At 71.4% G+C, this 26,607-nt stretch carries 22 protein-coding genes and 3 pseudogenes; 14 read left to right on the forward strand and 11 right to left on the reverse strand.

The features are described 5' to 3' along the window. Positions 1 to 29: 29 nt before the first annotated feature. On the reverse strand, positions 30 to 1,442 hold the full coding sequence (locus AB0M46_RS27290; RefSeq protein ID WP_363340347.1) for a hypothetical protein: 1,413 nt from the start codon (positions 1,440 to 1,442) through the stop codon (positions 30 to 32). Continuing rightward, positions 1,439 to 1,960 (reverse strand): SigE family RNA polymerase sigma factor, encoded by a 522-nt coding sequence (locus tag AB0M46_RS27295; RefSeq protein WP_363340349.1) that lies wholly within the window; start codon positions 1,958 to 1,960, stop codon positions 1,439 to 1,441. The genes AB0M46_RS27290 and AB0M46_RS27295 overlap by 4 nt, the downstream gene beginning before the upstream one ends. A 140-nt stretch (positions 1,961 to 2,100) precedes the next feature. On the opposite strand from AB0M46_RS27295, the pseudogene AB0M46_RS27300 reads away from it, so the two are divergent. Continuing rightward, positions 2,101 to 2,286, forward strand: a pseudogene (locus tag AB0M46_RS27300) (GNAT family N-acetyltransferase); the annotation flags it as partial. Beyond that, positions 2,253 to 3,242: a methyltransferase domain-containing protein gene (locus AB0M46_RS27305; RefSeq protein WP_363340351.1), complete on the forward strand. Its 990-nt coding sequence runs from the start codon at positions 2,253 to 2,255 to the stop codon at positions 3,240 to 3,242. The pseudogene AB0M46_RS27300 and the gene AB0M46_RS27305, both read left to right, overlap by 34 nt. A gap of 974 nt (positions 3,243 to 4,216) precedes the next feature. On the opposite strand, the pseudogene AB0M46_RS27310 reads toward AB0M46_RS27305, so the two are convergent. From AB0M46_RS27310 to AB0M46_RS27325, 4 genes and pseudogenes are all read right to left on the reverse strand, one after another. Then, positions 4,217 to 4,408 (reverse strand): annotated as a pseudogene (locus AB0M46_RS27310) (IS5/IS1182 family transposase); the annotation flags it as partial. 64 nt (positions 4,409 to 4,472) lie between these two features. After that, positions 4,473 to 7,367 carry a S8 family peptidase gene (locus tag AB0M46_RS27315; protein ID WP_363340353.1) on the reverse strand — a complete coding sequence of 965 codons (2,895 nt, stop codon included), beginning with the start codon at positions 7,365 to 7,367 and terminating at the stop codon, positions 4,473 to 4,475. Positions 7,368 to 7,395: 28 nt separating this feature from the next. Beyond that, the gene (locus tag AB0M46_RS27320; RefSeq protein ID WP_363340355.1) at positions 7,396 to 8,142 is read right to left on the reverse strand and encodes a CPBP family intramembrane glutamic endopeptidase; all 747 of its coding nucleotides are present in this window, start codon (positions 8,140 to 8,142) and stop codon (positions 7,396 to 7,398) included. A 69-nt stretch (positions 8,143 to 8,211) separates the two neighbouring features. Beyond that, positions 8,212 to 9,324, reverse strand: coding sequence for a globin domain-containing protein (locus tag AB0M46_RS27325; RefSeq protein ID WP_363340357.1), 1,113 nt, complete (start codon positions 9,322 to 9,324; stop codon positions 8,212 to 8,214). 582 nt (positions 9,325 to 9,906) lie between these two features. Between AB0M46_RS27325 and AB0M46_RS27330 the strand changes: the two genes are divergently transcribed. Beyond that, a complete protein-coding gene (locus AB0M46_RS27330) occupies positions 9,907 to 10,512 on the forward strand; it encodes a peptide deformylase (protein WP_363340359.1) in 606 nt (201 codons plus the stop codon). Positions 10,513 to 10,647: 135 nt separating this feature from the next. Here the strand turns inward: AB0M46_RS27330 and AB0M46_RS27335 are convergent. Continuing rightward, positions 10,648 to 11,601: pseudogene (locus AB0M46_RS27335) on the reverse strand (helix-turn-helix transcriptional regulator); the annotation flags it as partial. 346 nt (positions 11,602 to 11,947) lie between these two features. On the opposite strand from AB0M46_RS27335, the gene AB0M46_RS27340 reads away from it, so the two are divergent. Together AB0M46_RS27340 and AB0M46_RS27345 are read left to right on the forward strand one after the other, a co-directional pair. Next, on the forward strand, positions 11,948 to 12,730 hold the full coding sequence (locus tag AB0M46_RS27340) for a hypothetical protein (RefSeq protein WP_363340361.1): 783 nt from the start codon (positions 11,948 to 11,950) through the stop codon (positions 12,728 to 12,730). A 77-nt stretch (positions 12,731 to 12,807) separates the two neighbouring features. Continuing rightward, a complete protein-coding gene (locus tag AB0M46_RS27345) occupies positions 12,808 to 13,332 on the forward strand; it encodes an NUDIX hydrolase (protein ID WP_363340363.1) in 525 nt (174 codons plus the stop codon). Positions 13,333 to 13,508: 176 nt separating this feature from the next. On the opposite strand, the gene AB0M46_RS27350 is transcribed toward AB0M46_RS27345, so the two are convergent. Next, positions 13,509 to 15,722, reverse strand: coding sequence for a carboxypeptidase-like regulatory domain-containing protein (locus AB0M46_RS27350; protein WP_363340365.1), 2,214 nt, complete (start codon positions 15,720 to 15,722; stop codon positions 13,509 to 13,511). A gap of 185 nt (positions 15,723 to 15,907) precedes the next feature. Here AB0M46_RS27350 and AB0M46_RS27355 point away from each other — a divergent pair, with 185 nt between their 5' ends. From AB0M46_RS27355 to amcA, 5 genes are all read left to right on the forward strand, one after another. Continuing rightward, on the forward strand, positions 15,908 to 16,261 hold the full coding sequence (locus AB0M46_RS27355) for a sterol carrier family protein (protein WP_363340367.1): 354 nt from the start codon (positions 15,908 to 15,910) through the stop codon (positions 16,259 to 16,261). 228 nt (positions 16,262 to 16,489) lie between these two features. Then, positions 16,490 to 18,055, forward strand: coding sequence for an amidophosphoribosyltransferase (purF, locus tag AB0M46_RS27360; RefSeq protein ID WP_363340369.1), 1,566 nt, complete (start codon positions 16,490 to 16,492; stop codon positions 18,053 to 18,055). 59 nt (positions 18,056 to 18,114) lie between these two features. Further along, positions 18,115 to 19,269 (forward strand): phosphoribosylformylglycinamidine cyclo-ligase, encoded by a 1,155-nt coding sequence (purM, locus tag AB0M46_RS27365; RefSeq protein WP_363340371.1) that lies wholly within the window; start codon positions 18,115 to 18,117, stop codon positions 19,267 to 19,269. 191 nt (positions 19,270 to 19,460) lie between these two features. After that, positions 19,461 to 20,552 (forward strand): cyclophane-forming radical SAM peptide maturase AmcB, encoded by a 1,092-nt coding sequence (amcB, locus tag AB0M46_RS27370; protein WP_363340401.1) that lies wholly within the window; start codon positions 19,461 to 19,463, stop codon positions 20,550 to 20,552. Continuing rightward, positions 20,536 to 20,733: a multiple cyclophane-containing RiPP AmcA gene (gene amcA, locus AB0M46_RS27375; RefSeq protein ID WP_363340373.1), complete on the forward strand. Its 198-nt coding sequence runs from the start codon at positions 20,536 to 20,538 to the stop codon at positions 20,731 to 20,733. The genes amcB and amcA overlap by 17 nt, the downstream gene beginning before the upstream one ends. Positions 20,734 to 20,902: 169 nt before the next feature. On the opposite strand, the gene AB0M46_RS27380 is transcribed toward amcA, so the two are convergent. Next, complete coding sequence (locus AB0M46_RS27380) at positions 20,903 to 21,127, reverse strand: DUF3073 domain-containing protein (protein ID WP_363340375.1); 225 nt, start codon at positions 21,125 to 21,127, stop codon at positions 20,903 to 20,905. Between the two features lie 218 nt (positions 21,128 to 21,345). Then, complete coding sequence (locus AB0M46_RS27385; protein ID WP_363340377.1) at positions 21,346 to 22,404, reverse strand: Glu/Leu/Phe/Val dehydrogenase dimerization domain-containing protein; 1,059 nt, start codon at positions 22,402 to 22,404, stop codon at positions 21,346 to 21,348. 145 nt (positions 22,405 to 22,549) lie between these two features. Here AB0M46_RS27385 and AB0M46_RS27390 point away from each other — a divergent pair, with 145 nt between their 5' ends. The 4 genes from AB0M46_RS27390 to soxR all read left to right on the forward strand — a co-directional run bounded on the left by AB0M46_RS27390 (position 22,550) and on the right by soxR (position 25,587). Next, a complete protein-coding gene (locus AB0M46_RS27390) occupies positions 22,550 to 23,389 on the forward strand; it encodes a hypothetical protein (RefSeq protein WP_363340379.1) in 840 nt (279 codons plus the stop codon). A 650-nt stretch (positions 23,390 to 24,039) separates the two neighbouring features. After that, positions 24,040 to 24,249, forward strand: a complete 210-nt coding sequence (locus AB0M46_RS27395; RefSeq protein WP_344610657.1) for a BldC family transcriptional regulator — start codon at positions 24,040 to 24,042, stop codon at positions 24,247 to 24,249. 217 nt (positions 24,250 to 24,466) lie between these two features. Continuing rightward, on the forward strand, positions 24,467 to 25,165 hold the full coding sequence (locus AB0M46_RS27400) for a glycosyltransferase family 2 protein (RefSeq protein WP_363340403.1): 699 nt from the start codon (positions 24,467 to 24,469) through the stop codon (positions 25,163 to 25,165). Further along, entirely contained in the window at positions 25,117 to 25,587 is a 471-nt protein-coding gene (gene soxR / locus AB0M46_RS27405) for a redox-sensitive transcriptional activator SoxR (RefSeq protein ID WP_363340381.1), read from the forward strand. Before AB0M46_RS27400 ends, soxR begins: the two co-directional genes overlap by 49 nt. Here soxR and AB0M46_RS27410 read toward each other — a convergent pair. Continuing rightward, positions 25,574 to 26,530 (reverse strand): NAD(P)H-quinone oxidoreductase, encoded by a 957-nt coding sequence (locus AB0M46_RS27410; RefSeq protein ID WP_363340383.1) that lies wholly within the window; start codon positions 26,528 to 26,530, stop codon positions 25,574 to 25,576. The two genes, soxR and AB0M46_RS27410, sit on opposite strands and share 14 nt — an antisense overlap. Between the last annotated feature and the right edge of the window lie 77 nt (positions 26,531 to 26,607).

Below are 26,607 nucleotides of genomic sequence, written 5' to 3' on the forward strand. Positions count from 1 at the left end.
CGTGCGACATGCAGGGCCGCCCCGCCTCATCACCAGGCATGGCGCCTCCTCCGTGGCCACACGCGGATCACCACGACGGTCACGGCGATGAGCACGACCACGAAGACGGCAAGGACGCAGCCGAGGGCCCGGCGCACGTACGGCCCGAGCCCCGTCGGCGCCCGGCCCGGCCTCGTCAGGCCGCTCGCGATGGCGGCCTCGGACACGTCGATGGACAGCACGTCCTCGTCCGGGCCGCGGACCAGGACGCGCTGCGTGCCGTCCTGCGCCACGGCCACCACCCGGGCCGAACGGACGAACGCGTAGTCGGCCAGGTGGTCGCCGGAGACGGACAGCGCCCGGTCGTCGGTGTCGAAGCCGACGACGGCGATGCCCGGCTCGGGATAGCCGGCGGTGATGACCGGCTCGCCGGAGTTCGTCCAACCCAGCAGCCGTACGGCGACCAGCCCCGCCAGCTCCGGCACGGCCGGCTCGGCCCGGGGCCGGCCGGTGGCCGCGTCGACGGCGAAGAGTTGCCAGCGGGACTGGTAGGCGTCGCCGGTGCAGCAGCGGCGCTGGCGCAGCAGCATGAGGCCCTCGCCGTCGCGGGTCCACGCGCCCTTGCCGGCCAGGCGGACGCCGGGGTCCACGTCGAAGCGGGACAGCAGGGCGCCGTCGGGCGCCGCGATCGAGATCTGGTTGCCCGACTGGTAGGCCAGGCGCGCGCCGCCCGCCGGCGCGAACGCCGCCGTCCAGCCGTCGTGGTTGCCCGTCGTGGGGAGGTCGGCGATCTTGCGGTGCTCGCCGGTCGAGACCTCGAGCAGGTGCAGGGTGGCCTCGGCCACCCCGAGCACCCGCACCCCGTTGGGCTCGCTGATCCACTTCGTCCGGTAGGCGACCACCGCCAGGTAGCGCCGGTCGGCGGACCAGGCCTGCGGGATGCGCAGGGTGGCGCCGAGGTCGGGCAGCGGGGTGGCCTTGCCGGTGCGCAGGTCGATCACCCGGTTCTCGGTGGCCAGCAGCGCGCCGTCCGGGGACAGCAGGACGTGCTCGCCCGCCCGCAGGGCGTCGTTGTTCGACACGATGCCGTACGTATCCGTGCTCGAACCGACCAGCGCGGTGACGCCCTTGCTCTCGCCCCACCACCACAGGCCCGAGCCGAAGGCCACGCTCGCCGGGCCGATCGGCTCGTCGGTCACGTCCGGCGTGCCGAACAGCGGCGCACCGATCTTGGCCGGTAGCGACGGCGTCGGGGACGTGGACGGGCCGACGGGGTGCGGCGCCGGCCGGGCCAGGGGCGGGGCGACGACGGCGAGCAGCGCCAGGATCGCGGCCGCCGCGGCCGCCGCGACCCACCGCCGCCGGCGGTGCCGCCGCGCCTTGGCCAGCGCTCCGGCGTAGAGCTCGTACGGCGCGACGCCCCCGGCGCTCGCCTGCATCGCCTCCCGCAGCCGGGCCGTCATCGCCAGCCTCCCGTGACTCGCTCCGCGTCGTCGACGAGGTGGGGGGCCGCGGCCCGGAGCCGGGCGAGCCCGTCGTGCGCGTGCCGCTTCACCGATCCCACCGAAAGACCGAGGACCTGCGCCGCCTGCACCTCGGTCAGGTCCTCGTAGAACCGCAGCACCAGTACCGCGCGCTGGCGCGGGGTCAGCAGGGCCAGCGCCCGGTCCAGCGTCATCCGCAGCAGGGTGCCGGTGTGCGGATCGAGCCCGGCCCGCTCGGGTGGCGCCGCGGCCAGTTGCTCCGGCACCCGCCGGCGCCGCCACCACGACATCTGCAGGTGGTACATGGTCCGCCGGACGTACGCCTCCGGGTCCCCGTCCCGCGCCCGCCCCCAGTGCCGCAGCACCCGCGCCAGGGCGGTCTGCACCAGGTCCTCGGCGGCATGGTGGTCCCCCGTCAGCAGGTACGCCGCCCGCGACAGCGCCGGCCCGCGCCCGGACACGAAGTCCCGGAAGCCCGGATACCGATCCTCGTCCATACCCCCTCTAACGCCTGCCCGCTCGCCCACGGTTGGGGTCAAATTCGATCACGTAGGCTCACGGCATGGCGGCCCCGTGGAAACTGCGCCCGGCCACGCCGGACGACGCCCCTCGCCTGGCCGAGCTCAAGGCCCTCGCGATGCGGCCCGACCTCGAGCGCATCGGCCGCTGGAACCCCGACCGGGCCCGCCAGCGCTTCCTGGAGCACTACGTCCCGGCCAACACCGACGTCATCGAGCTCGACGGCGCGGCGGTCGGCTGCATCGCCGTGCGCGCGGAGCCCGACGCGCAGTGGATCGAGCACTTCTACCTGGACCCAGCGCTGCACGGCAACGGCGTGGGCGGCGAGGTGCTGCGCCAGGTTATGGCCGCGCACCGCGACGCCCGGTCCGCCTGGGCATCATCGGCGGCAGCCGCGCCCGGCGCCTCTACGAGCGGCACGGCTTCGCCCACGCCTACGACGACCCGAACGGCCTCGACGAGGTGCTCGAGGCGCCGGGCGACGGCGGCTACCTCCTGTCAAACGCCCAGGCCGAGGCCGGCCGCCGCTTCGGCGCGCTGGCCGAGCTCTTCGACCCCGGCACGTTCCGCCGCCTGGCCGCCCTGGGCGTCGCCCCCGGCTGGAGCTGCTGGGAGGTCGGCGCCGGCAGCCCGAGCGTCCCGGCCTGGCTGGCCGCCCGGGTCGGCCCGACCGGCCGCGTGCTGGCCACCGACATCGACGTGTCCTGGCTGCCCGCCGGCGCCGGCTACGAGGTGCGCCGGCACGACGTCGGTGCCGAGCCGCCGCTGGGCGACGGCTTCGACCTGATCCACGCCCGGCTGGTGCTGGTCCACGTGCCACAGCGCGCCGCCGCCCTGTCGGCGCTGGTCGGGGCCCTTCGCCCGGGCGGGCGGCTGCTGCTGGAGGAGGCCGACCCGGCGCTGCAGCCGCTGGCCTGCCCGGACGAGGCGGGCGAGGACGAGCGGCGGGCGAACCGGCTGCGGCACGCCTTCCGCTCGCTGATGGCGGAGCGGGGCGTGGATCTGGCGTACGGGCGGACGCTCCCCCGCGCGCTGCGGACCGCCGGGCTCGTGAACGTCGCCGGCGAGTCGTCCTTCCCGTTCGGCGGGGCGGCCAGCGCACGGCTGGAGCGGGCGACGATCGAGCAGCTGCGGGCGCGGCTGACAGCCTCGGGGCGGGCCACCGACGCGGAGATCGACGCCCACCTGGCGGCGCTGGACGCGGGGCGGCTCGACATCGCCACCGCTGCGATGATCTCGGCGTGGGGCACGCGGCCCTAAGGCCCATACCGGATAAGTCGGGCACCCAATACCTTTAAACCAGACATTGCGTCTGCCAGGGTATAAATCCGATAAGGATGACCGTCAATAGGTTGGGGCGAAGCCGGCGGCGGAGTTTGCCGAACCCGTCGACCCGCGTCGCCGGTCAGGCCTGACCGGGCAGCACCCTGGAACCGTCGATCACTCAGCGTCGCGATGGACCTCGTGCCGGCGATCGCGGTCTGCGGCATGAGCGTGCACCATTTGACATTGTCGTTACCGTCCGGGGCGGTGATTCCGGGCGGGCTCGGGGATAATTAATGACATGGGGCAGCTGTCATTCTTCAGTCGCACGGAATTGGCTGCCATGCGTGACCGGACCAGGTCTCGGCGGTATTGTCCGGCAAGGGAGCAGTTCCGTCGGGAACATGAGCAGCACCGAGCGCGGGGCCTTGCTTAGCGGCACGCCGCTAAGCTACGCCGCATCCATGGTGGCGTCCCGCCGGTGAGCAAGGCCGACGATCAGCGGCCCGACCCGGCCCCCGCGGCGGTCCCGCCGACGCTACCGCCCGAACAGGCCGAACACCCCGCCGACCGGGTCGTCGCCGACCACGCCGATCCCGCGCCGCTGGACCGGACGGGCGGCGCCGCAGCGTCCGGGCGCGCCCGCACGGGCCGTCGCACACCAACACCACCGCCACCGCGACACCGGCCCGCCAGTGCGGCAACGCGTCGAACAATCGGCCGCCATCCGCGCTCATCGGCAGCGTATCGCAGCCGGTTCTTGCATCTGCCACGTCCGGCCGGCTGCCAATTCCGCCGAAGCCCGCGAAAGGTCGCACACCATCCCAACGCGCCACCGGCGGAGCATTGCAGCGAATACCCACGCACCGGCAGTTCAGAGCGCCAAAACCACTGAACTGCCAGCCACTCACTGTCACGAACGCCTCCACGCTGGTCAGAGGCGGCCATCGGTAGTGGGTGCAGGCACAGCCGACGAGGCGACGGACAGTAACGAACGCGGCTGCGAGGTAGCGGTAGAAGCCGATGACGAAGGCACGACGGTCGGTGCGGCGACGGAGTTCGCCGAAGTCGTTCATCCATGCATGGCTGGCTTCCACGACCCAGCGCCGGCCAGTCTGACCCGGGGCGGGCTTCCCGCACCGGGCGATCCGCCCGCGCCAGCCCCGTCCAGCGAGCAGCTCACCCTATTGACGGTCACCCTAAGTCGTGGGCGCGCCAGCGCCCGACTTATCGGGACAAAGTCGTCGGGCCGATCGCCACGGTGGTCCAGGCTCGGGCCGCGGTGCCGTCGCCGAACTCGATCATGCCGAGGTAACGCTTGGCCGGGTCCAACGAGTGCCAGAAGACGTCGAAGGGCAGCGGCGCATCGGGGGTCACCGAGCGCCGGCGCGGGGTCACCGACAGGTTGCCGGTCAGGGCCGCGCCGGCCAGGAACAGGTGCGCCTTCACCTGCTGGTCGACCAGCGTCGGCGGGAGGGCGAACTGCACGACGTACGCCTGATAGGTCCCGGAACCCCCCGTCAGCGGGATCTCCTCGTCCGCCGTGGTGCCCTCGCTGCGGCCGATGAGCTTGTCGTTCTGGTACACGTACAGGTCCAGGTCGGTGCCCGGGGCGTGGTCGGCGGCGTACGTGGCCAGGCGGGCCAGCTTCGTGGCCGGCGGCAGGGTGAACTCGAAGGCGTAGACGGCCGGGGACGCCCCCGGGAGGGCGGAGCTGAAGGCGGCCGTGCTGCCGACCAGCTTCGACGTGTGGACCGTCGACGCGGCCAGGCCGTAGGGGTGGGCGGTGACCAGCCCGTCGTAGCCGCCGCGGAGGTCGATGGTGGCGTGTCCGCTCGCGCCGGTGCCCGTGATCTCGCCGGGGCCCGAGAGCGCGACCGGCCGCGCCGCGATCGGGCTGCGCACGGCGTGCCCGCGCAGGTCCGTCCAGGTCAAAGACCCGAAGGTGTACTTGCCATAAGCCGCGTCGGTCCGTCGCACGGTGACCTTGAATCCGACCGTCCGGCCGGCCGGGACCGTGATCACCGGCGGGGAGACCTCGACCGTCGTGCCGGGTGGGGCGGCGACGGTGGCGACGTACACGCTGGGCAGGCCGGTGACGTTGGTGACCGACCGCGTGACGGTCCGGGTGCCGGGCAGCGAGCCGATCGAGATCGACGGGTAGTTCAGGTCGCTGGGGTCGATCGTGCCGGCCATCGGGCACCAGTCGCTCACCTGCTGCAGCTGGCCGAGCCCGCAGGCGTACCGCGCCCAGTCCCGCGCCCCCGCGTCGTACACGAGCCCGGGGTCGAAGGCGCGGTCCGGGCGGGCGTGGCCGGAGCCGTAGTCGAAGGGGGTGGCGTCGCGGGTGCCCCGCCGGATGGCGCCGCCGGTGTTGTCGGTCGTGCCGGCCGTGGTCATCAGGGCGGACTTGATCGCGGCCGGGGACCACTGCGGGTGCTTGGCCCGCAGGAGCGCGGCGATGCCGGCGATGTGCGGGCTCGACATCGACGTGCCGCTCTCGCCGTCGTAGAGGTTGCCGTGGTGCCCGGCCGGGGAGACGCCGGCCACGATGTCCACGCCGGGGGCGGTGATGTCGGGCTTGATGAGGTCCCCGTCGCCGGCGTCGGCCGGGCCGGCCGAGGAGAAGGCGGCGACGGCCGGGGCCCGGGCGAGCGTGGCCGTCGTCGCCGACAGGGCGGCGTGCGGGGCGGCGCCGGCCGCGTACGCCCTGATCGCCGCGCCGGCGGCGTCGTCCACGTGGACGGTCGGGACGACGTGGTAGTCGGCGTTGAGGGAGTTCTCGGTCGGGTTGTAGAGCACCATGCCGACGCCGCCCGCGTCGCGCACCGCGATGCTCTTGTCGACCCGCGGGTTCGCGCCCCGGCCGCACAGCACGATCTTGCCCTTGACCTTGGCCGGGTCCAGGGCGCCGGGGTAGCACAGCTCGACCCGGTCGGCGGCCTGACCGGCGAGGCCGGCCCGGACCGAGTCGACCAGCGGAGCGTCGGGCACGGCCGGGCCCTGGCCGGCGCCGGTGAAGGTCTTGCCGTTGCCGAGGGTCACGCGCTTGGTCGAGCCGCGGTCGTGCGAGCTTGCGGCGACGGTCATCTCCCACGGCGCGTTGTGCGCGACCGTGCCGGCGTCCGGGCCGGAGTTGCCGGCCGCGGTGGCCACGAAGACGCCGGCCGCGGCGGCGTTGTAGAAGGCCAGCCCGATCGGGTCGACGACCAGGGCGCTGGAGCCGGAGACGGAGTAGTTGATGATGTCGGCGCCGTCGGCCACCGCGTCGTCGATCGCGGCGAGCAGGTCGACGGTGCCGCCCGAGCCCTCGCCATCGGCCTGGCGCCACAGCGCCTTGTAGACCGCGAGACGGGCGGCCGGGGCCATGCCGGAGACCCTGCCGACCGGGGCGCCGTTGATCGCGGCCGGCACGTCGTTGTCGCCGGCCGCGGTGGTCGCCGTGTGGGTGCCGTGGCCGTCGTAGTCGCGCGGGGACTGGAACTCGCCCGCCCAGTCGCCGAAGCCGCTGCTGTTGTAGTACCGGGCGCCGATCACCTTGTTGTTGCAGGTGACCCGCCGGGCCGGGGGGCCGGCGCCCTCGTCGCACTTGTCGGCGCCGCCGGCCTTCCACTTGCGGTCGATGATCGCCTGGTCCGGGCGGGGCTCGGGCAGCGGGGCCAGGCTCGGGCTCTCCGGCCAGAAGCCGGTGTCGATGTCGGCGATGATCACGCCCTCGCCGGCGTGCGCGGGGTCGCCGAACTGCTGGGCCCAGGCGCCGCCGGTGCCGGCCAGGCCGAGGAACGACGGCGTGGAGATGGTCTCGACGGTGCGCCGCTCGTTCTTCCACAGCCGCAGCACGCCGGGCGTGCGGGCGACCTTGTCCCGCTGGGCGGGGGTCAGCGCGGCGGCGAACCCGTTGAAGACCGTCTCGTAGTCGCGGACGGTGGTGGAAACGCCAGCTGCTCGCAGTACCGTGCCCCGGTTTTCTCGAATGGCGGCGCGAGCACTCTCCGTGCGCAGTGCGGGGCGCCCTTGCAGCTGCACGATGTAGAGCGCCGCTTCGGCCTTGGCGTGCGCCGGGGGCGACACCGCGAAGGCGCCGGTCAGGACGAGGGTGATGGCGAGAAGGATGCGACCCACACGGTCAGGGTAATTGTCCGGATTTGCCCTAACTTAAGAAACCGAGATGATCCTTGAGCAGCGCGTAGCCGACGAAGGAGACGATGTCGAGGATCGAGTGGGCGACGATGAGCGGCATGACCCGGCCGGTGCGGCGGAAGAAGTACCCGAACACCAGGCCCATCACGAAGTTGCCGATGAAGCCGCCGAAGCCCTGGTAGAGGTGGTAGGAGCCGCGGATGACGGCGCTGGTGACGATGGCCGGCCAGGCGGCCCAGCCCAGCTCGCGCAGCCGGGTCAGCAGGTAGCCGATCATGACGACCTCTTCGAGCACGCCGTTCTCGACGGCCGAGAGGATCAGGACCGGCACGGACCACCAGTGGGTGCCCAGCGCCTCCGGCACGATCCTCGCGCTGATGCCGAGCTGCTGGGCCGCCCACACCAGCCCGAGGCCGGGCAGGCCGATGAGCGCGGCCAGGGCGGCGCCGCGCCAGAGGTCGCCGAGCGGGCGGGCGCGGTCCAGGCCGATGTCGAGCGGGTCGTGGTCGCGGCGCAGCAGGTGTACGGCGAGCAGCGCCGGAATGAGCGGGCTCGCGATGTAGTAGAGCTGGTAGATCAGGTCGAGCCAGGGCCGGTCGGCCACCACGGTCGGGTTGAGCGTCGCGGTCTGCTGGGACAGCGGCGCGACGTACGTGAGCCGGTCGATGATCCTGATCATCGAGTAGACCGCCGAGGCACCCAGCGACACACCCAGCACGAGCAGGATCTCGGACCGCAGGGCCCGCCTTTCGATCACGGCGAAAGCGTACTTGGCCGAGCCGCGAGCGCGGGCGGGCCGTCACGCACCACGACGGCCCGCCCGCACTCAGCTGCCACTGAGGGAGTCGTACTTGATCCGGATGGCCGGAACCTGCATCTCGGCGAGCGTGCGCATGGTCGCGCGGACCATCTGCGGCGAGCCGGAGACGAAGAAGTCGTGGTCGCGCCAGGGGCCGTAGCGGCCGACCACGTCGGATATGTTGCCGTGCTCGCCGGCGAAGTCGGGGTCGGCGCTGGTGGCGGCCACCACCGACAGCCAGGGGTAGCGGGCCGCCAGGCGGTTGAGGCAGGCCAGGTCGTAGAGGTCGTCGCGGTCCCTCGCACCGAAGAAGACGTGGACCCAGCGGGTGCGGTTGGCCCGGGTCATCTCCTCGATGAGCGCCTTGATCGGGGCCAGGCCGGTGCCGCCGGCGACGCATACGATGTCGCGGGTCGAGCGGCGGTCGAGGGTCATCTGGCCCATCGGGGAGCCGAGGCGGATCATGTCGCCCGGCTGGACCCGGCGGACCAGGGCGGAGGAGACCCAGCCGGCGCCCATCGCCCGGACGTGGAAGTCGAGGGAACCGTCCTTGCGGGGCGCGTTGGCGACGGAGTAGGCGCGCCACAGCCGCGGCTGGAGCCTGGTCTCGACGCTGACGTACTGGCCGGCGCGGTACTCCAGCGGCTGCATCGGCCGGCAGGTCAGCACGGCGATGTCGCGGCTGCGGCGCTCGTGGTGGAGCACCTCGGCGTGCCAGTAGGGCGGGTTGGCGGCGTCGGCCTCGGCCCCCTCGATCATCTTGGCCGAGATGACCGCGTAGGCGTCGCGCCAGGCCTGGTCGAACTCGAGGGTCCACTGGTCACCGCCGTACGTGCGCAGCGCCTCCATGAGCGCGTCGCGGATCGTGTCGTAGTGCTCGGGTTGCACGTGAAACTTTCGGTGGTCCCGGCCGAGCGCCCGAAGGTATTCGTCGAGCCGATCCGGGTCGTCGACCGTCTGCACGGCCGTAACGATGGCGTTCAGCAGGCGGGAGCGCTGTACGTCCATCTGTACCGGAAACAGGTCACGCAGCTGGGGGTTGTCGAGGAACATGCGCGCGTAGAAGTAGCCGGCGAGCTTGTCCTGCTGTTCCTCGACGAGTGTCCAACTCTCCTTCAGTAATCGCGACAGATTGCTCATCGGTGCCCTTCGCGGTCAACGTGGGTTCCGTCTGCGAATCAGCGTCATCACCTGCGATGACCACGCATCGCACAGGATGTGCGACTCGGCGTGTGCGGGGCCGATATTCCCGACGACGCGCCGGTCCCCGGGGCTTGCCACGCCACGGTCCGCCTCCCTCGAACGGCGCCGTCACACCGGCCGTCCGGCCACCTCCCGCCATCGCGATGCCACGGTGAGCACACGGCGTTCGCGGCAATCCGGAGGTGCCCGCGGCGACCCTGTCCGATCGTCAGGTCCGCACCGCGCGGGCCGAGCTTCGTCCGCCGCCAGGAGGGGGCGTACCTTTCCGCCGGCGGGGAACTGGAGTAAACGCGTAAAAGAATCGCACTCATTCATTCATGTTCAGCGAGACCTAAAGGGGTTCACACCCGGCTCTGCACCATTCACACTGGGTAGATGGCGGCGAGCCGGGCCGACGTATTTCCAACCATCGAGCCGTACGATTCTTCGCGCCGCGGTCCCGCCAGACCGCGGTTTTTTGCACGCCCGGCTCGCGGCCATTCCCGTGGCGATTCGGCAACCCGCCCCTGAGGAGCAGCGATGACCAGTGACGTGGCCAACGACCGCAAGACCGTCCCCGATCAGGCCCCCCACCCGCAGGGCCTGCGCTCTCGCCGTGCCAGCGAGGTGATGGCCGCGCTGGGGATCGTGCAGCTGGGTGACCCGGTCCTCACCACCGCCACCCGCCCGTTCCGGCTGCCCGAGGAGCGCGACGAGGCCCTGCGGATCCTGCAGCGGCTCAACGCCGTCGCCGACGCGGTGCATCGGGTGCACGACTTCACCACCGGCGCGATGGGCCTGGCCGCGCCCCAGATCGGCGAGCCGCGCTCGATGGCCGTCTTCCGGGCCGCCGGCGCGCCCCAGCTGGTGCTCATCAACCCGCAGGTGATCGAGGTCGGGCCGGCCCACCGGCAGGACTGGGAGGAGACCACCGAGGGCTGCCTGAGCTTCTTCGACTTCCGCTGCACGCTGCGCCGGCCCCGCACCGCCGTGATCAGCTACCTGACGCTGGCCGGCGACGAGGCGGTCGCCACCTTCGACCGCGGGCGGCTGGCCCGCGACGTGCTGCACGAGGTGGACCACCTCAGCGGCGTGCTGTGCGTCGACCACGTCGAGCCGGGCGCTCTGAAGCTGGCGAAGGCCTAACGGTGGAGAAGCGGGCCGCCGGTGACGGCCCGCCTTCCATTACGCCAGGTCTGGCTCGATGGGGCTTCGCTCGGATCGACCCAGACCAGGCGACGCGGACAACTGGGTCCAGTCGTCGTCCGACTCCTCGACGGCCCCCTCCGGTCGGTTGCCCCGGAAGCGCCACTCGAGCCGGTAGTAGTCGTGCAGGGTGGCCGCCTCAGTATGCCAGGAGAAGACCGCGCGGCCGTCCTCGGACAGCTCCTGGGTGATCGGGGTGCGCAGCGGCACCTCCTCGGCCGACAGCGACGTCTGCACGCCCCAGACCACCGGCCGCATCCGCGCCGGGAACTCGACCTCGACGGTGAGGGCTCGGGTGGGCAGGCGGATGGCCCGCTCGAACCAGTTGCCCCACTTGTCGATGCCGATGTGCCACGAGTACGCGATGGTGGTCCGCTGCCCCGGGTACAGCGGGAAGCGGCCCTGCGCGTTCTCGAAGAGCAGCCAGAGCTCCTTGAGCGTGTCGCGGTCGGTCTTGGCCCGCCACTCCATGGGCTCACCGGCGCACGAGGCGACCAGCGAGAGCTCCTCGAGCGACAGCGGGTGGTCGTGGTGGTGGCGGTTGGAGCGCGCCGGATCGTCCGGGTAGCGGTCGACGGAGATGCGCACGAGGTACCGCGTGATCGGCTCCGTGCCGGCGTTGTACAGCGCGCGGCGGACCGTGCAGCGGTACTTCCCGTCGACGTACGAGAGCCGGGCGGTCTCCTTCTCCACCACGAGCCCGGTGCCGGGCGGCAGCCACTGGTCGGGCACCGGCGGGTCCCGCCCCGGCACCCCGACCCGGCTGCGCGCGGTGGCCCGCAGCTCGTCGTACTCCTTGTACCGCTGCCAGACCTGGCCCCCGCTCTGCAGGATGGCCTCGGCCCGGCGGGCGAAGTCCTCGGTCGGGCGGTGGCGGCCCGCCTCGACGTGGCTCACGTAGGAGGCGTCGAAGCCCATGGCGGCGGCCAACTGCTTCTTCGACATGCCACGCTCGACGCGCCACCGAGCGAACTCGGCGACGAACGTCTCCGACGCCCGCTGCACGGGAGAGGGGTCGCTCGTGGTCATATCCGGCCCAGCCCTACAGGGAGACGGCCCCTGTCCGGTTAGTGTCCCCGAGTCCGGCTGTTGACCATGTCGGCCCGACAGATTCCTGACAAAATGGTTGACACCACCGCTTGATCGGTATTGATCAACCTCTTTCGCTTACCCCTTGCCGCCGAAGCCGTAACGCTACGTTACGACATCGGGGCGCCGAAGGATGACAGGGCTAACCTGGTTAGCCTTACCTAATCGCTGTATCGTGGGCGCTTGGCGAGCACATCTGGGGGTACGCAATGGTGGTGAGCACCAGTCGCAGGCACGGGCCTCTCGGTCGGTGCGGCGTGCCCCTCGCCCAGGTCGGCGACCCAACGTGACCGCGCTCATCAGCCGCGAGGGCGTCGAGCCCTTGGCGCCGGTGGTCGCGACCCTCGGCGCGCTGCGGCACCGCCACGGCGAAGATTCACTCCAGGGGCTGGTGCCCGGACTGGTCGGGGCCGGCGGCCCGGACTGGCGCCCGGCGGCCGAGCTCGACGTCGACGACCTGCTCGCGACCGCGGCCCGGCGGTGGAGCGCGCAGCCGCACGCCGCCGCCGCGCTGGCCTGGAAGTGCTACTCGTACTGGCTGGCCCTGCCGGCCGTGCTGGGCTTCGCCGCGTCCCGCCGCGTGCCGCTGATGACCCCGGACCACGTGCTGGTCCGCTACACCGACCGCCAGCCGTTCCTGACCCTGGGCCTGCGCGCCCCGGTGACCGCGGTGGTGGCCACCGACCCGATCGTCGCCACCGACGCCCCCGGCCTGCTCATCGTCGAGGACGAGGCCGAGCTGCTGGGCGTGCTGCGCCGATCGCTGGTCGACGCGCACCTCGAGCCGCTGCTCGAGGAGGTGCGCCAGCGGGCCCGCCTCGGCCGGCGCACGCTGTGGGGCTCGGTCGCCTCCGGGGTCGCCCACGGCCTGTCCCGCGCGGCCGACTCGCTGCCCGGCCCGACGATGGACATCGCGCACCGGCTCCTGACCGCGCTCGACGCCGACGATCTGGTCGACCTGACCGAGCGGGCCGGCGGTGGGCTCGATATCCAGCGGCGGACCTGCTGCCTCGCCTTTACGCTGCCCACCCCGAAGGTCTGCACGACCTGTTGCATTCGCGGGCATTAAAGGCCTGCTTCTTTCGACAGCATCGCGCAGGGGTGCGGATGGACGCCCCGGGCACCTCAGGAGTTGAATCCTCGGCGATGAGCGATTTCAGCGAGGACTTCGCCCTGGACGGCGAGCCGGAGCGCGAGTTCAACCCCGGCATCGCCCGCCGGATGGCCCACAAGACCGTCGCCGCCGGAGCCCTGATCCGCGACCCGGCCGGCCGGGTGCTGTTCGTGGTGCCCAACTACAAGCCGTACCTGGACATCCCCGGCGGCATCGTGGAGGCCGGCGAACCCCCGTCCGCCGCCTGCGCCCGCGAGGTCCGCGAGGAGATCGGCCTGGACCGCCCGGCCGGCCGCCTCCTGCTCGTCGACTGGACCCCGGGCCGTGGCCCGTGGAGCGACCAGGTGCAGTTCGTCTTCGACGGCGGCGTGCTCGACCCGGCCGGCCTCGCGCTCACCCCCGCCGCCGACGAGCTCACGGGCCTGCGCTGGGCGACGCTGGAGGAGGCCCGCCCGGACCTGAGACCGTCGGCCTTCCGAAGGCTCTCCCTGGCATCGACCGCCGCCGAAACCGGCCAAACCCTGCACGCCGAGTTCGGCCACCTACTCAGCCTCTGAAGGCCTCCGCGATCCGCCGGAGGCCGCCGTCCTGCCCGAGGGGGGCGAGCGGTCTGAGGACGACTGAGTCGCTGACCGCCCCGCTCACCGCTCACCGCTCGCCGGTTGCCGGGGCGCCGCAAACGAAAACGGGAGAGCCGCGTGGCTCTCCCGTTCAACGCCTTGTGCGGTGCGGGTCAGTCGTCCAGCCAGTCGAGCGACCGCCGGTTGCCACCGCGCTGCCGGGCGTCGTCGTATTCGCCGCCGCCCGCGCTCGGGCCGTAGCCGCCGCGCTGCTCGTACTCGCCCCCGCCACCCCCGCCGCCAGCGCTGTAGCCGTTGCCGGCCCGCGGGGGCTCCGGGACGCGCTCGTAGCCGTCGCGCTCGTAGCCCGCGGCCGGCTCGTAGCCGCCCCGGGGCTCGTAGCCGCCGCGACCCGCGTACGGGCCGTCGCCGCCGCCCTGGGCGCCGCCAGCCGACGGGCCGTAGCCGTTGCCGGCGCTGGGGCCCGGGCCGTAGTCGGCGTCGTTGTAGCCGCCCTGCGGGCCGCCCGCGCCCTGGCCGCCGTAGCCGCCCTGGCCGGCCGGGCCGTAGCCGCCGCGGTCCTCGTAGCCGCCGCCCTGGCCGCCGGCGCCGTAGCCGCCGCCCGCGGAGGGCCCGTCGTAGCCACCGCGCTGGTCGTAGCCGCCGCCCGCGGCCGGGCCGTCGTAGCCACCCCGCTGGTCGTAGCCGCCGCCCGCCGAGGGGCCGTCGTAGCCGCCGCGCTGGTCGTAGCCGCCGCCCGCCGAGGGGCCGTCGTAGCCGTTGGCGCCGTAGCCGCCCGCGCCGGAGGGGCCCCCGGAGGACGGGCCGTAGCCGCCCTGGCCGCCTTGGGCGCCGCCGCCGTTGTAGCCACCCACCGTCGCCGGCGGGCCGTCGTAGCCGCCGCGCTGGCCGCCCGCGCCGGGGCCGCCGGAGGCGTAGCCACCACCGGCCGACGGGCCGTCGTAGCCGTTGCCGCCGTAACCACCGCCGCCGGCGCCCGGCTCGTAGCGCTGGGTGGCCTCGCCGTAGGCGCCGCCGCCGGAGCCGTTGTTGTAGTCGGGGGTGTACGGGTCGACCGGGGGGCGCGAGGACGGGCCGTTGCCGCCACCGGCGAAGCCCGCACGGTCGTTGTAGCCGCCGGCCGGCAGGTAGCCGCCCGCGGGGGGCGGGGGCGCGCCGTACGGGTCCGGAGGAACGTCGTCGAACACCTGGGACGGGCGAACGATCGCGGTGGCGTCGTTGTTGCCCCCGCGGTTGACCATCGTCGCGGCCGGGCCCATCGCGGCGACCATCGTCGGGTCGGCCTGCGGGTGGTAGCCGGGCCGGGCGCCGGGCGGGCCGGGGCGGCGCGGGCCGGCGTCCTCGTCGCCCTCGTCATCGTCGTCGCCCCGGCGGCGCAGCAGCAGGACGATCGCCACGATGCCGAAGCCGACCAGCAGCACGCCGAGCGCGATCAGGATCCAGGAGACGCCGCCGCTGCCGCTGCTGTCCGAGGCGTTGTTGGTCTGGGTGTTCGGCGGCGCCACGCCGCCCGTCGACTGGCTCTGGGTCAGGTCATTGGCGCTGGGCGGCGGCGGGGCCGGCTGCGACTCCGCCAGCAGCGGCAGGCCCAGGTTCACCTTGGTGGTGGCCTTGCCGGCGGTGCCGGTCACCTGCTTGTTGAAGTTGTCGTAGCCGTTCGCGCCAGCCGTGATGCTCAGCGTCCCGGGCGCGATCGGGTTGGTCTCGGTGCCGGTGAACTTGAACGCCCCGCTGTCGGAGGTCGTCATCTGACGGCTCTTGCCGTTGCCGTCCTCGAGCACGACGGTGGCGCCCTTGATGCCCTTGCCCGTCGAGGAGTCGGTGATCTGGCCGGAGACCTCGGTCACCGTCGCGACCGCGGCCGTCGTCGTCGGGGCGGCCGCCGGGGCCTTCAGCGTGACGTTGAACGCCTTCGTGTCGCTGCCCTGGCTGGTGATGATCACCTGGCCGCCGGTGCCGTTCTGCTGCTGGCCGGCCGGGATCGAACTCTGCGCGGGTGGCTGCACGCCGACCGGCAGGTTCTTCGTTTCCCCCGGCCCGATGTCGCTGCTGATCGTGCAGTCGAGGTGCGTGCCGCTGCCGTTGCAGCCGCTGGGCTTGCTGGAGATCGTGAGGCCCAGATCGCCGGGGAGGTCGATCGTCAGCTGAGTGTCCTTGGCGACGTCGTCGCCCTTGTTCTTGATCTGCACATTGACGGTCTGCGAGCCGCCGCCTACCGTCAGTTGGACACTGGGCGAATTGACCACCTCGACGTTGGCACCGCCGGGGGCGGCGATGGCCGGTGTTGCGATGCTGACCAGGGCGCCCCCCGCCAGCACGGCCATGGTCCCCGCCCTGAGCAGCAGGGCTCGTCGGTGCGCAGTCACGTCCACACCCCTCCGGATCTTGACGTTCACCCGAGCGTCGCTGCCGAGCATGTCCGTCTATGGTCCAACATGCGAGCGAGACTCGCCTTGCATGGTGCGCCGCAGCAAACTATGCCCTGTCCGCAGGGGTCGGCGAAACCCGCGATGTGTTGCGTGTCGACTCAAGCTGGTCGTATCGTCCGCGTATGTCCAGTCCGCACCGATATTCCGACACGGTGCAAAACGTCCTTGATGCCCTGAACGGCGGAGCGGATCCCGACCGTTCCGCCCTGCGCGACGCCGTCCGCGAGCTCCTCGCTGACCTGCGGGCACGCGCCCCTGGCCGTTCGGTGGAGGTGCGAATTCCTCCGTACGGCGCGATTCAGTGCATCGAGGGGCCGAGACACACGAGAGGTACGCCACCCAACGTCGTGGAGACCGACCCGACCACGTGGATCGAGATCGCCACGGGTCGGAAATCGTGGCATGAAGCCGTCACGGCCGGGAAGATCCGCGCGAGCGGGGTTCGGGCGGATTTATCGCCCTATCTGCCCTTGTGACTGGGCAAACCGTCGGGCACACTGCCTACGAACCGCACGCGAATTGTGGCTCTGCGTCATGCCCGAAACCTCGCGTACACTGTTTCCCGCGACGACGACCCAAGCCAGCGGCGTCGACCAGCAAGCCGGCCGAAACCATTCCCTCAGGCCGCGTACATCTTCCAGACACACCCCACCCCGCCACCGACACTTCAGCCACCCCGGCAACTGCGACGACAGGAGCGGCACGTGCCCCGAGGCGATGGCCGGTTGAGCCACGAGCTCGACCCCCAGCGTCCAGGTCCCCAGGACAAGTGCGGTGTGTTCGGCGTCTGGGCGCCGGGCGAAGAGGTCGCGAAGATGACCTACTACGGGCTGTATGCGCTGCAGCACCGTGGTCAGGAGGCGGCCGGCATCGCGGTGTCCGACGGATCCGGTGTGGTGGTCTACAAGGATCTCGGCCTGGTGTCCCAGGTCTTCGACGAGCCGACCCTGGCGAGCCTGCGCGGCCACATCGCGATCGGCCACGCGCGCTACTCCACCACCGGCGGCTCGACGTGGGAGAACGCCCAGCCGACGCTGCGCTCGACGCGGGGCCGCGGCGACCGCGCCGGCACCACGATCGCGCTCGCGCACAACGGCAACCTGGTCAACACCGCCGAGTTGGCCCGGCGGGTGGCCGAGCTGCCCGACGTGGAGCCCGACGCGATCAACTCCACCAACGACACCGCGCTGGTGACGGCCCTGCTCGCCGCGCGCCCCGACCTGTCGGTCGAGGCCGCCGCGCTGGAGGTGCTGCCAACCCTGCGCGGCGCGTTCAGCTTCGTCTTCATGGACGAGGACACCCTCTACGCGGCGCGCGACGTCAACGGCGTGCGCCCGCTGGTGCTCGGGCGCCTCGAGCGCGGCTGGGTCGTGGCGAGCGAGACCGCGGCGCTGGACATCGTCGGCGCCAGCATCGTGCGCGAGATCGAGCCGGGCGAGCTCATCGCGATCGACGAGCACGGGCTGCGCTCCTCCCGCTTCGGCACCCCCGACCCGAAGGGGTGCCTGTTCGAGTACGTCTACCTGGCCCGCCCCGACACCACCATCTCGGGCCGCAACGTCCACGCCGCCCGCGTCGCCATCGGGCGCACGCTGGCCAAGGAGCACCCGGTCGAGGCCGACATGGTCATCCCGGTGCCGGAGTCCGGCACGCCGGCGGCCATCGGCTACGCCACCGAGTCGGGCATCCCGTTCGGGCACGGCCTCATCAAGAACGCCTACGTGGGGCGCACCTTCATCCAGCCGTCCCAGACCATCCGCCAGCTCGGCATCCGCCTGAAGCTCAACCCGCTGCGCGAGAACGTGCGCGGCAAGCGCCTGGTGGTCGTGGACGACTCGATCGTGCGCGGCAACACCCAGCGCGCGATCGTGCGCATGCTGCGCGAGGCCGGCGCGATCGAGGTGCACGTGCGGATCTCCTCGCCGCCGGTCAAGTGGCCATGCTTCTACGGCATCGACTTCGCCACCCGCGCGGAGCTGCTGGCCAACGGCCTCGACATCGAGGGCATCCGGCGCTCGATCGGCGCGGACTCGCTCGGCTACGTGTCGCTGCCCGGGCTGATCGCCGCGACGGAGCAGCCGGCAACGCGGCTGTGTAGCGCGTGCTTCGACGGGCAGTACCCGATCGACCTTCCGGCCGACAACGTGATCGGCAAGCACGTCCTGGAAGGTGTCGCGCGCGCTGCGGGGGCCGCGCCGACCACAACGGATGGCGGCCAGCCCAACGTGGCCGCCAGTGTTGGCGGCTCGGGCGCGCTGCTGCGCCCGTGACCGCCTACCCGAAACATGGAGCGGTACCCGCCGCCGCAAGGCACATCAAAGGGGAGAAAGTGACGCACGTGGATGAGCGCGCCGAGAGGGCCGGAGAGACCGGCCAGGGCAGCACCCCCGAGCGGCAGCTGTGGACCGCCGGCAACGGCCGGGGTCGCCGCAAGACCGTGACGTATGCGGACGCGGGTGTGTCGATCCACGCCGGCGAGCAGGCCGTCGAGCTGCTGCGCACCAAGGTGCACCGGACCCACCGGCCCGAGGTGATGGGCGACATCGGCGGGTTCGCCGGGCTCTTCCGGCTCGACCTCAAGAAGTACAAGAGCCCGATCCTCGCCTCCTCGACCGATGGCGTCGGCACCAAGCTCGCGATCGCCCAGGCCATGGGCATCCACGACACGGTCGGCATCGACCTCGTCGCCATGGTCGTGGACGACCTGGTCGCGTGCGGGGCCGAGCCGCTGTTCCTGCTCGACTACATCGCCTGCGGCGAGGTCGTGCCGGACCGGGTGGCCGAGATCGGCGCCGGCATCGCCGACGGCTGTCGCTACGCGGGCTGCGCACTGCTGGGCGGCGAGACCGCCGAGCACCCCGGGGTGATGCGCCCGGACGAGTACGACATCTCCGGCACCGGCGTCGGCGTCGTGGAGGAGGACGCGATCCTCGGCCGCGACCGGGTCGAGGTCGGCGACGTGGTCATCGCGCTGCGCTCCACCGGCCTGCACTCCAACGGCTACTCCCTGGTCCGCCACGTCCTGCTGGGCGCCGGCCGGATGCGGCTGGACAGCGTCATCGACGAGTTCGGCAAGCAGCGGACCCTCGGCGAGGAGCTGCTCACCCCGACCCGGATCTACGCGAAGGACTGCCTCGACCTGATCAAGGAGGCCGACATCCACGCGTTCGCGCACGTGACCGGCGGCGGCGTCCCGGGCAACCTGGTCCGCGTGCTGCCCGAGCACGTCGACGCCGTCGTGGACCGCTCGACCTGGCGGCCGCAGCCCATCTTCGAGCTCGTGCGCACCAAGGGGCGCATCGAGGACTCGGAGATGGAGAGCACCTTCAACATGGGCATCGGCATGCTCACCGTGGTCTCCGCCGAGGACGCCGACCGGACGCTGGCCTTCCTGGCCGGCCGCGGCCTGGACGCCTGGCAGGTGGGCGAGGTCATCGAGGGCACCGGCACGGTGCAGATGGTCGGCTCCCACACGCGCGGCTAATTGGGTGGCCGCGTCGTTGAACAAGCGGCGCGGCCTCCCCGCGCGTTGCCTCCAGGTGTCGGAATACGCGAAGTTGGCGAAACTCTGGCGTATTCGATCAACCGGGGCTTACCGCGATGCGGGGATGGACCTAGGCTAAAGCGACACGTCCCTACACCCAAAAGGAGGACGGGGCGGTGTCGTGGAACGGCATGCGGGGCATCTCGCAAATCCCGGGTTATGTCGTGCTGCAGCCCACGACGTTGTGTAATCTCGACTGCACGTACTGCTACCTGCCCTTCCGCTCGCGCAACGACCGCATGAGCCCCGCCGTGGCCGCCGCCGTCGCCGAGTCGGTGAACCCCTGGGCGGCGGCCGACGAGCGCTTCTCGGTCGTCTGGCACGGCGGCGAGCCCCTGGCGGCCGGCCGGGCCGCGCTCGCCGAGCTCATGGCCCCGTTCGAGGGCGTCGAGCACCATGTGCAGACCAACGCCACGCTGATCGACGACGCGTGGTGCGAGTTCTTCGCCGAGCACCGGGTCCGGGTCAGCGTGAGCGTCGACGGGCCCGAGGAGCTCAACTACGAGCGGGTGAACCGGGGCGGCTCCCCGGCGTACCGCCACATCATGCACGGCGTCGAAACGCTCCAGCGGCACGGTGTGCCCTTCTCGGCACTCTGCGTTGTCGCGCGCCCGCGCCCCGGGCTGGCGGCCCGGCTGTACGAGTACTTCCTCGGCCTCGGCTGCGACGTCCTCGGGATCAACATCGAGGAGCAGGAGGGCGTCAACGCGCGGGTTAACGCCTTCGCCGACGACGCCGTGCGGACCTTCTGGGCGGAGCTGGTGGCGGCGTGGCGGCTCGACCCGCGCATTCACGTCCGCGAGATCGAATGGACGCTCCGGTACGCCGGGGCGGTGCTCTCCGGCACGGCCGACGACATCCTGCCGGGCGCCCTCGACCCCATCCCCACCATCGCCGCGGACGGCCGGGTCTTCCTGCTCTCCCCCGAGCTCGCCGGCTTCACCGATCCGCGGTACGGCGACTTCTCCTCCGGCAACGTCCTGCACACCCCGTTGTCGACGATCCTGTCCGGCGCGGCCACCTCGGCGGGGTGGGTGCCGGAGTATCTGCGGGGGGTCGAGGCGTGCCGCACGAGCTGCCCGTACTTCGGGTTCTGCGGCGGCGCGCACGCGGCCAACCGCTACTTCGAGCACGGCAGGTTCGACGGCACAGAGACGAACCACTGCCGGAACAGCAAGATTCGCCTTCTGGAGGGAGTGCTGGACCATGCCGGAGCACGCTGACCCGGTCACCGAGCGCGTCCACGGAGCCGCCGACGGTCTTCGTGTGTTGCTCGAGGAGGCTGCCGCGGCAAGGGCCGCCCGCGCGGAGGCGAGCGGACAGGACGGCACGAGCGCCGTCTGCGCCTGGAACCACTTCGAGAACATCCCGACGTTCTACAACTGGAACAACCGTCCCCGTTGAGGGTCGTCCCGTGTCGCACGCGCCAGCCACCGCCGGCCAAGGGGACGGCGGTGGCTACGTCAGGACACCCGCATGGCGAGCCGTCGAGAGAACGGCCACCGTGTGGGTGCTGTGAACACGACTCGGGCACGTGGTTGTCCACGTGCCCGTGAGCCGGGTTGACCGGTGGTCAACGACCCCGTGAGCGCCAATCACTGTCGCTGGAGGGGTCGTTGTAGTCGTTCTCGTCGTCAGCCTCTTCGTCGACTCCGTCGTACTCGGCGTAGTCGTCGCTTGACTTAGGGCTACCCGTCGCGAGCTCGCGTTGCAACGCTTCGAGATCGGTGTTGGGTGAGTGATATTTCAACTCCCTGGCCACCCTAGTCTGCTTGGCCTTCGCACGGCCGCGCCCCATGGCTCGACCCCCTCGCACAGAATTACGGGGCAGCCATTACCGGCAGGCCCCGACAACGTCAGGCATCTCTCGTGGCTCTTACGGTACATGTCGCGGGCACCTTTCGGCATCTCGCCCCTGCCGACCATTTCGGTGGCGTTGCTTACCCGACCGGTCCAGTCGGGTAAGCACCACATGGTCGTAGGGTCGTCACGCCCGCGACGGGCCCCGTGCATGTTCTACACCAAGATGGTACGGAGCCGGCCGACGTCGGCCATCCGCCGTTCGGCGAGCCGATCCGCGGCGAGCGCAGGAGGCACCCCCTCAGCCTCCGCGACCTGCAGGATCTGCTTCGTGGTGGCGTAGATTCGCCCGGCCCGCTCCTTCGCGCGGGCGAAGTTGAAGCCCTCGATCTCATCGGCCACCTGGATGACCCCGCCCGAGTTCACGACGTAGTCGGGGGTATAGAGGACGCCCCGCTCGGCCAGCAGCTTTTCCACCCCCGGGTGGGCCAGCTGGTTGTTGGCCGCCCCGGCCACGACCTTGGCCCGCAGGACCGCGACCGTGTCGTCGTTGAGCGCCCCGCCGAGCGCGCACGGCGCGTAGACGTCGATCGCCGAGGCGACCAGCTCGTCGTTGCTGCCGACCAGGTCGACCTGCGGGTAGGTGGCGCGCGCCCAGTCCAGGGCCCGCTCGGAGACGTCGGTGGCGACCACGGCCGCCCCGTCCTCCAGCAGGTGCCGGGTCAGGTGCTTGCCGACCTTGCCCAGGCCCGCGATGCCGACCCGGCGGCCGGCCAGCGACGGCGTGCCCCAGCGGTGCTCGGCCGCGGCCCGCATGCCCTGGAAGACGCCGTAGGCGGTCAGCACCGAGGAGTCCCCTGCCCCGCCGTGCGACTCGGAGCGGCCGGTGACGAAGCGGGTCTCCTTCGCCACGATGTCCATGTCCTGGACGTACGTCCCGACGTCGCACGCGGTGTAGTACCGCCCGCCCAGCGACTGCACGAACCGCCCGTAGGCGCGCAAGAGGGACTCGCTCTTGTCCTTCTCCGGGTCGCCCCAGATGACCGCCTTGCCGCCGCCGAGGTCGAGGCCGGCGAGGGCGTTCTTGTACGCCATGCCGCGCGACAGTTCGAGGACGTCGTGCAGCGCCTCTTCTTCGGAGGCGTACGGATAGAAGCGGGTGCCGCCGAGCGAGGGCCCGAGGGCCGTCGAGTACACGGCGATGATGGCCCGTAGGCCGGAATGCGGGTCGTGGCAGAACACGACCTGTTCGTGCTGGCTGGAGAAGACGCCCATGGCTGCTCCTGGAAGCGACTTTGACGGCCCGGCCTCGTGAGCCGGCCCGCGCACGGCGTGCGGTAGACCGACCCTAACCCCCGGACACGGCCGTTCATCGAGGGCGCCTTCGCACCTGGGCGGCGTTTCGTGGGACGATCGGGCCGTGCCGTCGCTCTTCGCGTCATACCTGCGGGTGTACGAACCGCTGGCCGCCTTCGACCGCGACGATCAGCTGTACTGGCGCCGCTACGTCAAGGAGGGCCGCGCGGTCGCGCTCTCCGACGGCCCCGGCCGCCAGCGCACCGCCGTGCTGGAGGCCCTCGGCGCCGGCTGGACCCGTCTGCCCGCCCTTCCGGACGAGGCCTACGTCCTGGAGGCCGACGACACGCTGCTCGTCTGCCCGTGGAACCTGCGCATCCGGGTCGCCGAGGCGGCGCTGACCGCCCGCGACGGGGTTCCCAGCGTCATCGCCGACGCGTTCGTACCTCCCGTGCTCGCCGGCCTCGCCCAGACCATCGTCGACGACTGGCGCAGCGGGGACCACGTGCTGGAGCGGGGCCTTCCCCGGGTCCACGAGCAGGTGGCCACCTGGGGAGTGCCGCTGCGCTGGTTCGTCTTCGTCGACCTGGAGGAGCGCGAGTTGTCCCTCCGCCCCGGGCGGCGGGTCCTGCGCTACCGGACCGAGATCTCGAAGGCCCGGCGGCGGGCCCATCGGGCGTACGCGGTGCTGCGGCGGGCCATAGGGGACGCGCCGATCACGGTGGCCGTGGAGGAGACGGCGCGATGGCTGGAGGAGTTCCACTCGCGCTCGATCGTGGAACTGGACTACGGCGGCCTGGTCAACCTCATGTCGGACGACGCGCTGGCCACCGACGACTCGCCGGGGCTGGTCTCGGCGGGGTTGTCGAACGTGGCCCGGGGGGACGCGGACGCGGCCACCGAGGTGTACGAGCGCCTGGTCGATCGCTGGCGGGCCGTGCAGCTGCTGGAGCGCTGCAACTAGCTTCCCGTTTGGCGCGAAATGTCGGGCGCCGACACGACTCACCCGTCCGCACACCCTGCGGGCGACGATCATCCCGGATCTCGAACACGGCGACCCCTGATCAAGTCAGGTGTTGCAACGTTCCTTTGAAACCGCCTCCTTGACTTACGCCCCGTTCGCCGGAATGGGCGCGCCTCGCGGGTGGACGTGGGCGACGTTCGGGTCTTTCGCAGCCACAGGCCGCGGCCCTTGGCACCGCTTCTGGCTTCGCTGACGGGAGCGGCGGCACCCCGGTCACGCGAACCCGAGTTCAGATTTCGATGCAGATGAATGTCCGGTTCGTCACCCACCCGAATGGGTGTCACCCTCAGCAACCGAATCGCACCCGACGTGTGTCCGTTATGCCTAATTGGAAGACATTTGCGGGGTACCATCACCCCGGAGAGTGAGCTAGATTCGTGGTTAGTCGCTCACCCTCCGTCGTCGCGAGTCACCCTTTATCCCATTTTGCGCCGTCAAAATGGGAAAATTCACTTATTCATCATCCGTCCATACAGGGACCTTCAGCCGTTCGGCCCATGTCGGACATCGGGGACTAGCCGGACCATAGGAAACGCGTCGGCCGGCGGGACCCCGTCCGACGTTCCTGGGTACCTGTGGAGGAGTGACCGATGCCATCTCGCACGCATGAACCTGAGCCGTTGCTAACGCCGGCTGAGGTCGCGTCGATGTTCCGCGTCGACCCGAAGACCGTCACCCGTTGGGCGAAGGCGGGCAAGCTGAGCGCCATTCGCACGCTCGGCGGGCACCGGCGCTACCGCGAGTCCGAGGTGCGGGCCCTGCTCCAGGGCCAGATTCCCACTCAACGCCAAGGCGACTGACGCAGACAGTACATCGCGTCACCCCCCACCGCCAACCGACACGCTTCTTTCCGCAACGCGCTCGGATCGTCACCCCCCGGTGATCCGAGCGCGTTGCTTTGTGCACCGCCGTTGCTTTGTGCACCGCCTGAACGCCCCAGCCGCAGCCCAACGGCACCCCACGGCCAAGTGACCGAGCGTTACTCTGGTGACTCAACCTGAAATCCCGGAGTTCGCGATGAAGCTGTCGATCCTGATGCCGGTCTACAACGAGGAAAAACGCGTCGCCGAGGCCGTCAAGCAGGCTCTCGACGTGGATTACCCAACCGAGATCGAGCTCGTGATCGTCGACGACGGCAGCCGCGACCGCACCGCCGAGATCCTCCGCGAGTTCACCGACGAGCGGCTCAACGTGGTCGTCCACCCGCGCAACAAGGGCAAGGGCGCGGCCATCCGCACCGCGGTGCAGAGCGCGACCGGCGACTACATGGTCATCCTGGACGCCGACCTGGAGTACGACCCGCAGGACATCCCGCGCCTGCTCGAGCCGGTGCTCGACGGGCGGGCCACGGTGGTCTATGGCAACCGGACCTTCGGCAGCCACAGCTCCTTCTCGTTCTGGTATGTCATGGGCAACCGCGCGGTCACCACCGCCGCCAACATGCTGTACAACTGCTACCTCGGCGACCTCGAGACCTGTTTCAAGCTCATGCCGGTCGCGCTGTACCGCTCGCTGCAGGTCCGCTCGGCCGGCTTCGGCATGGAGGCGGAGGTCACCGGCAAGCTCCTGCGCAACCGCCATCGGCCGTTCGAGGTGCCGATCTCCTACCGGGCCCGCACCCGCGAAGAGGGCAAGAAGATCACGTGGAAGGACGGCGTCGAGGCGCTGTGGATTCTGTCCCGGGAACGCGTACGCAAGCCGACCCGTCGCGCCTGACGATCGGCGAGCTCTCGGCCCGCAGCGGGGTGGCGCCCTCCGCGCTGCGCTTCTACGAGAAGCTCGGCCTCATCCGTTCCACGCGCACTACCGGCAACCAGCGCCGCTACGACCGCACCGAGTTGCGACGGGTGGCCTTCATCCGCATCTCCGCTCAGGTCGGCGTACCGCTGGAGACCATCAAGGAGGCCCTCGCCTCTCTGCCGTCCAACCGCACGCCGACGAAGGCCGACTGGGCCCGCCTGTCGGCCGGCTGGCGCACCCACCTAGACGAGCAGATCGAGCTCCTCGAACGTCTCCGCGACACCCTGACCGGCTGCATCGGCTGCGGCTGCCTGTCGCTGCGCAGCTGCAACCTCGTCAACACGGACGACAGCCTGGCCGCGAAGGGCCCGGGCCCGGTGATCCTCACCCGGCAGTGAGCAGGATCTTCCCGAAATGCTCGTTGGACTCGAGCAGCTCGTGCGCCCGCCCGGCGTCCCCCATCGGAAAGGTCGAGTGGATCACCGGCCGAATCCGCCCCTGCGAGATCAGCGGCCAAACCCCCTCCTGCACCCCGCGCATGATCGCCGCCTTCTCCGCCGCCGGCCGCGCCCGCAGCGTCGTACCCGCCACCAGCGCCCGCTTGGCCAGCAACTGCCCCAGGTCGAGCTCCCCGCGCCGCCCACCCTGCAGCCCGATGACCACCAGCCGCCCACCCACATTCAGCACGTCGATGTTTTGTTTTAAGTAGCTGCCACCCATGATGTCGAGGACCACGTCGGCCCGCAGCCCGTCACTGAAGTCCTCGCTGGTGTAGTCCACGACCCGATCGGCCCCGAGCCCCAGGAGCCTCTCGTGCTTGGCCGGCCGAGCGGTCGCCACGACGTTCGCGCCGAGTGCCTTCCCCAGTTGTACGGCGAACGTGCCGATCCCGCTCCCTCCCCCGTGCACGAGCAGCGTCTCCCCGGGCTTGAGCCGCGCGAGGTCCACCACGTTGGAGTACACGGTCGCCGCCACCTCGGGCAGCCCCGCCGCGTCCCGCAGGTCCACCCCCTCGGGCACCGGCAGCACCTGCCCCGCGGGGGCCGTCACGAGTTCGGCGTACCCACCCCCACTGATCAGCGCACAGACCTCTTGCCCGGCCCGCCAGCCGTGCACCCCGTCACCAACCGCCCGGATGCGCCCGGAGACCTCCATCCCCGGGTACGGCGGCGCATCCTTCGGCGGCGGATAGTTCCCCTGCCGCTGCAACGCATCGGCGCGGTTGACGCCGGCCGCGGCCACCTCGATCAGTACCTCGCCGGCCCCCGGCTCGGGATCCGCCACCTCGGTCCAGCGCAACACCTCGGGCCCGCCGGGCCGCTCGATCGTGATCGCATGCACGCCTCCATCATCGCCCGCCCCACCACGACCGCCACTCGTGGTGCCCGTGCCACTGCCCCGTACCGGGCTCATCACCC

It is taken from the genome of Dactylosporangium sp. NPDC051485 (genome assembly GCF_040682015.1).
GTDB lineage: Bacteria > Actinomycetota > Actinomycetes > Mycobacteriales > Micromonosporaceae > Dactylosporangium.

Excerpts from the sequence above, each read along its gene's own strand:
- AB0M46_RS27400 (WP_363340403.1), top strand. The coding sequence starts at position 24,467 with ATGAAGCTGTCGATCCTGATGCCGGTCTACAACGAGGAAAAACGCGTC.
- AB0M46_RS27385 (WP_363340377.1), bottom strand. The coding sequence starts at position 22,404 with ATGGGCGTCTTCTCCAGCCAGCACGAACAGGTCGTGTTCTGCCACGAC.
- AB0M46_RS27355 (WP_363340367.1), top strand. The coding sequence starts at position 15,908 with ATGTCCAGTCCGCACCGATATTCCGACACGGTGCAAAACGTCCTTGAT.
- AB0M46_RS27325 (WP_363340357.1), bottom strand. The coding sequence starts at position 9,324 with ATGAGCAATCTGTCGCGATTACTGAAGGAGAGTTGGACACTCGTCGAG.
- AB0M46_RS27380 (WP_363340375.1), bottom strand. The coding sequence starts at position 21,127 with ATGGGGCGCGGCCGTGCGAAGGCCAAGCAGACTAGGGTGGCCAGGGAG.
- amcB (WP_363340401.1), top strand. The coding sequence starts at position 19,461 with ATGCGGGGCATCTCGCAAATCCCGGGTTATGTCGTGCTGCAGCCCACG.
- amcA (WP_363340373.1), top strand. The coding sequence starts at position 20,536 with ATGCCGGAGCACGCTGACCCGGTCACCGAGCGCGTCCACGGAGCCGCC.
- AB0M46_RS27330 (WP_363340359.1), top strand. The coding sequence starts at position 9,907 with ATGACCAGTGACGTGGCCAACGACCGCAAGACCGTCCCCGATCAGGCC.
- AB0M46_RS27290 (WP_363340347.1), bottom strand. The coding sequence starts at position 1,442 with ATGACGGCCCGGCTGCGGGAGGCGATGCAGGCGAGCGCCGGGGGCGTC.
- AB0M46_RS27295 (WP_363340349.1), bottom strand. The coding sequence starts at position 1,960 with ATGGACGAGGATCGGTATCCGGGCTTCCGGGACTTCGTGTCCGGGCGC.
- AB0M46_RS27395 (WP_344610657.1), top strand. The coding sequence starts at position 24,040 with ATGCCATCTCGCACGCATGAACCTGAGCCGTTGCTAACGCCGGCTGAG.
- AB0M46_RS27345 (WP_363340363.1), top strand. The coding sequence starts at position 12,808 with ATGAGCGATTTCAGCGAGGACTTCGCCCTGGACGGCGAGCCGGAGCGC.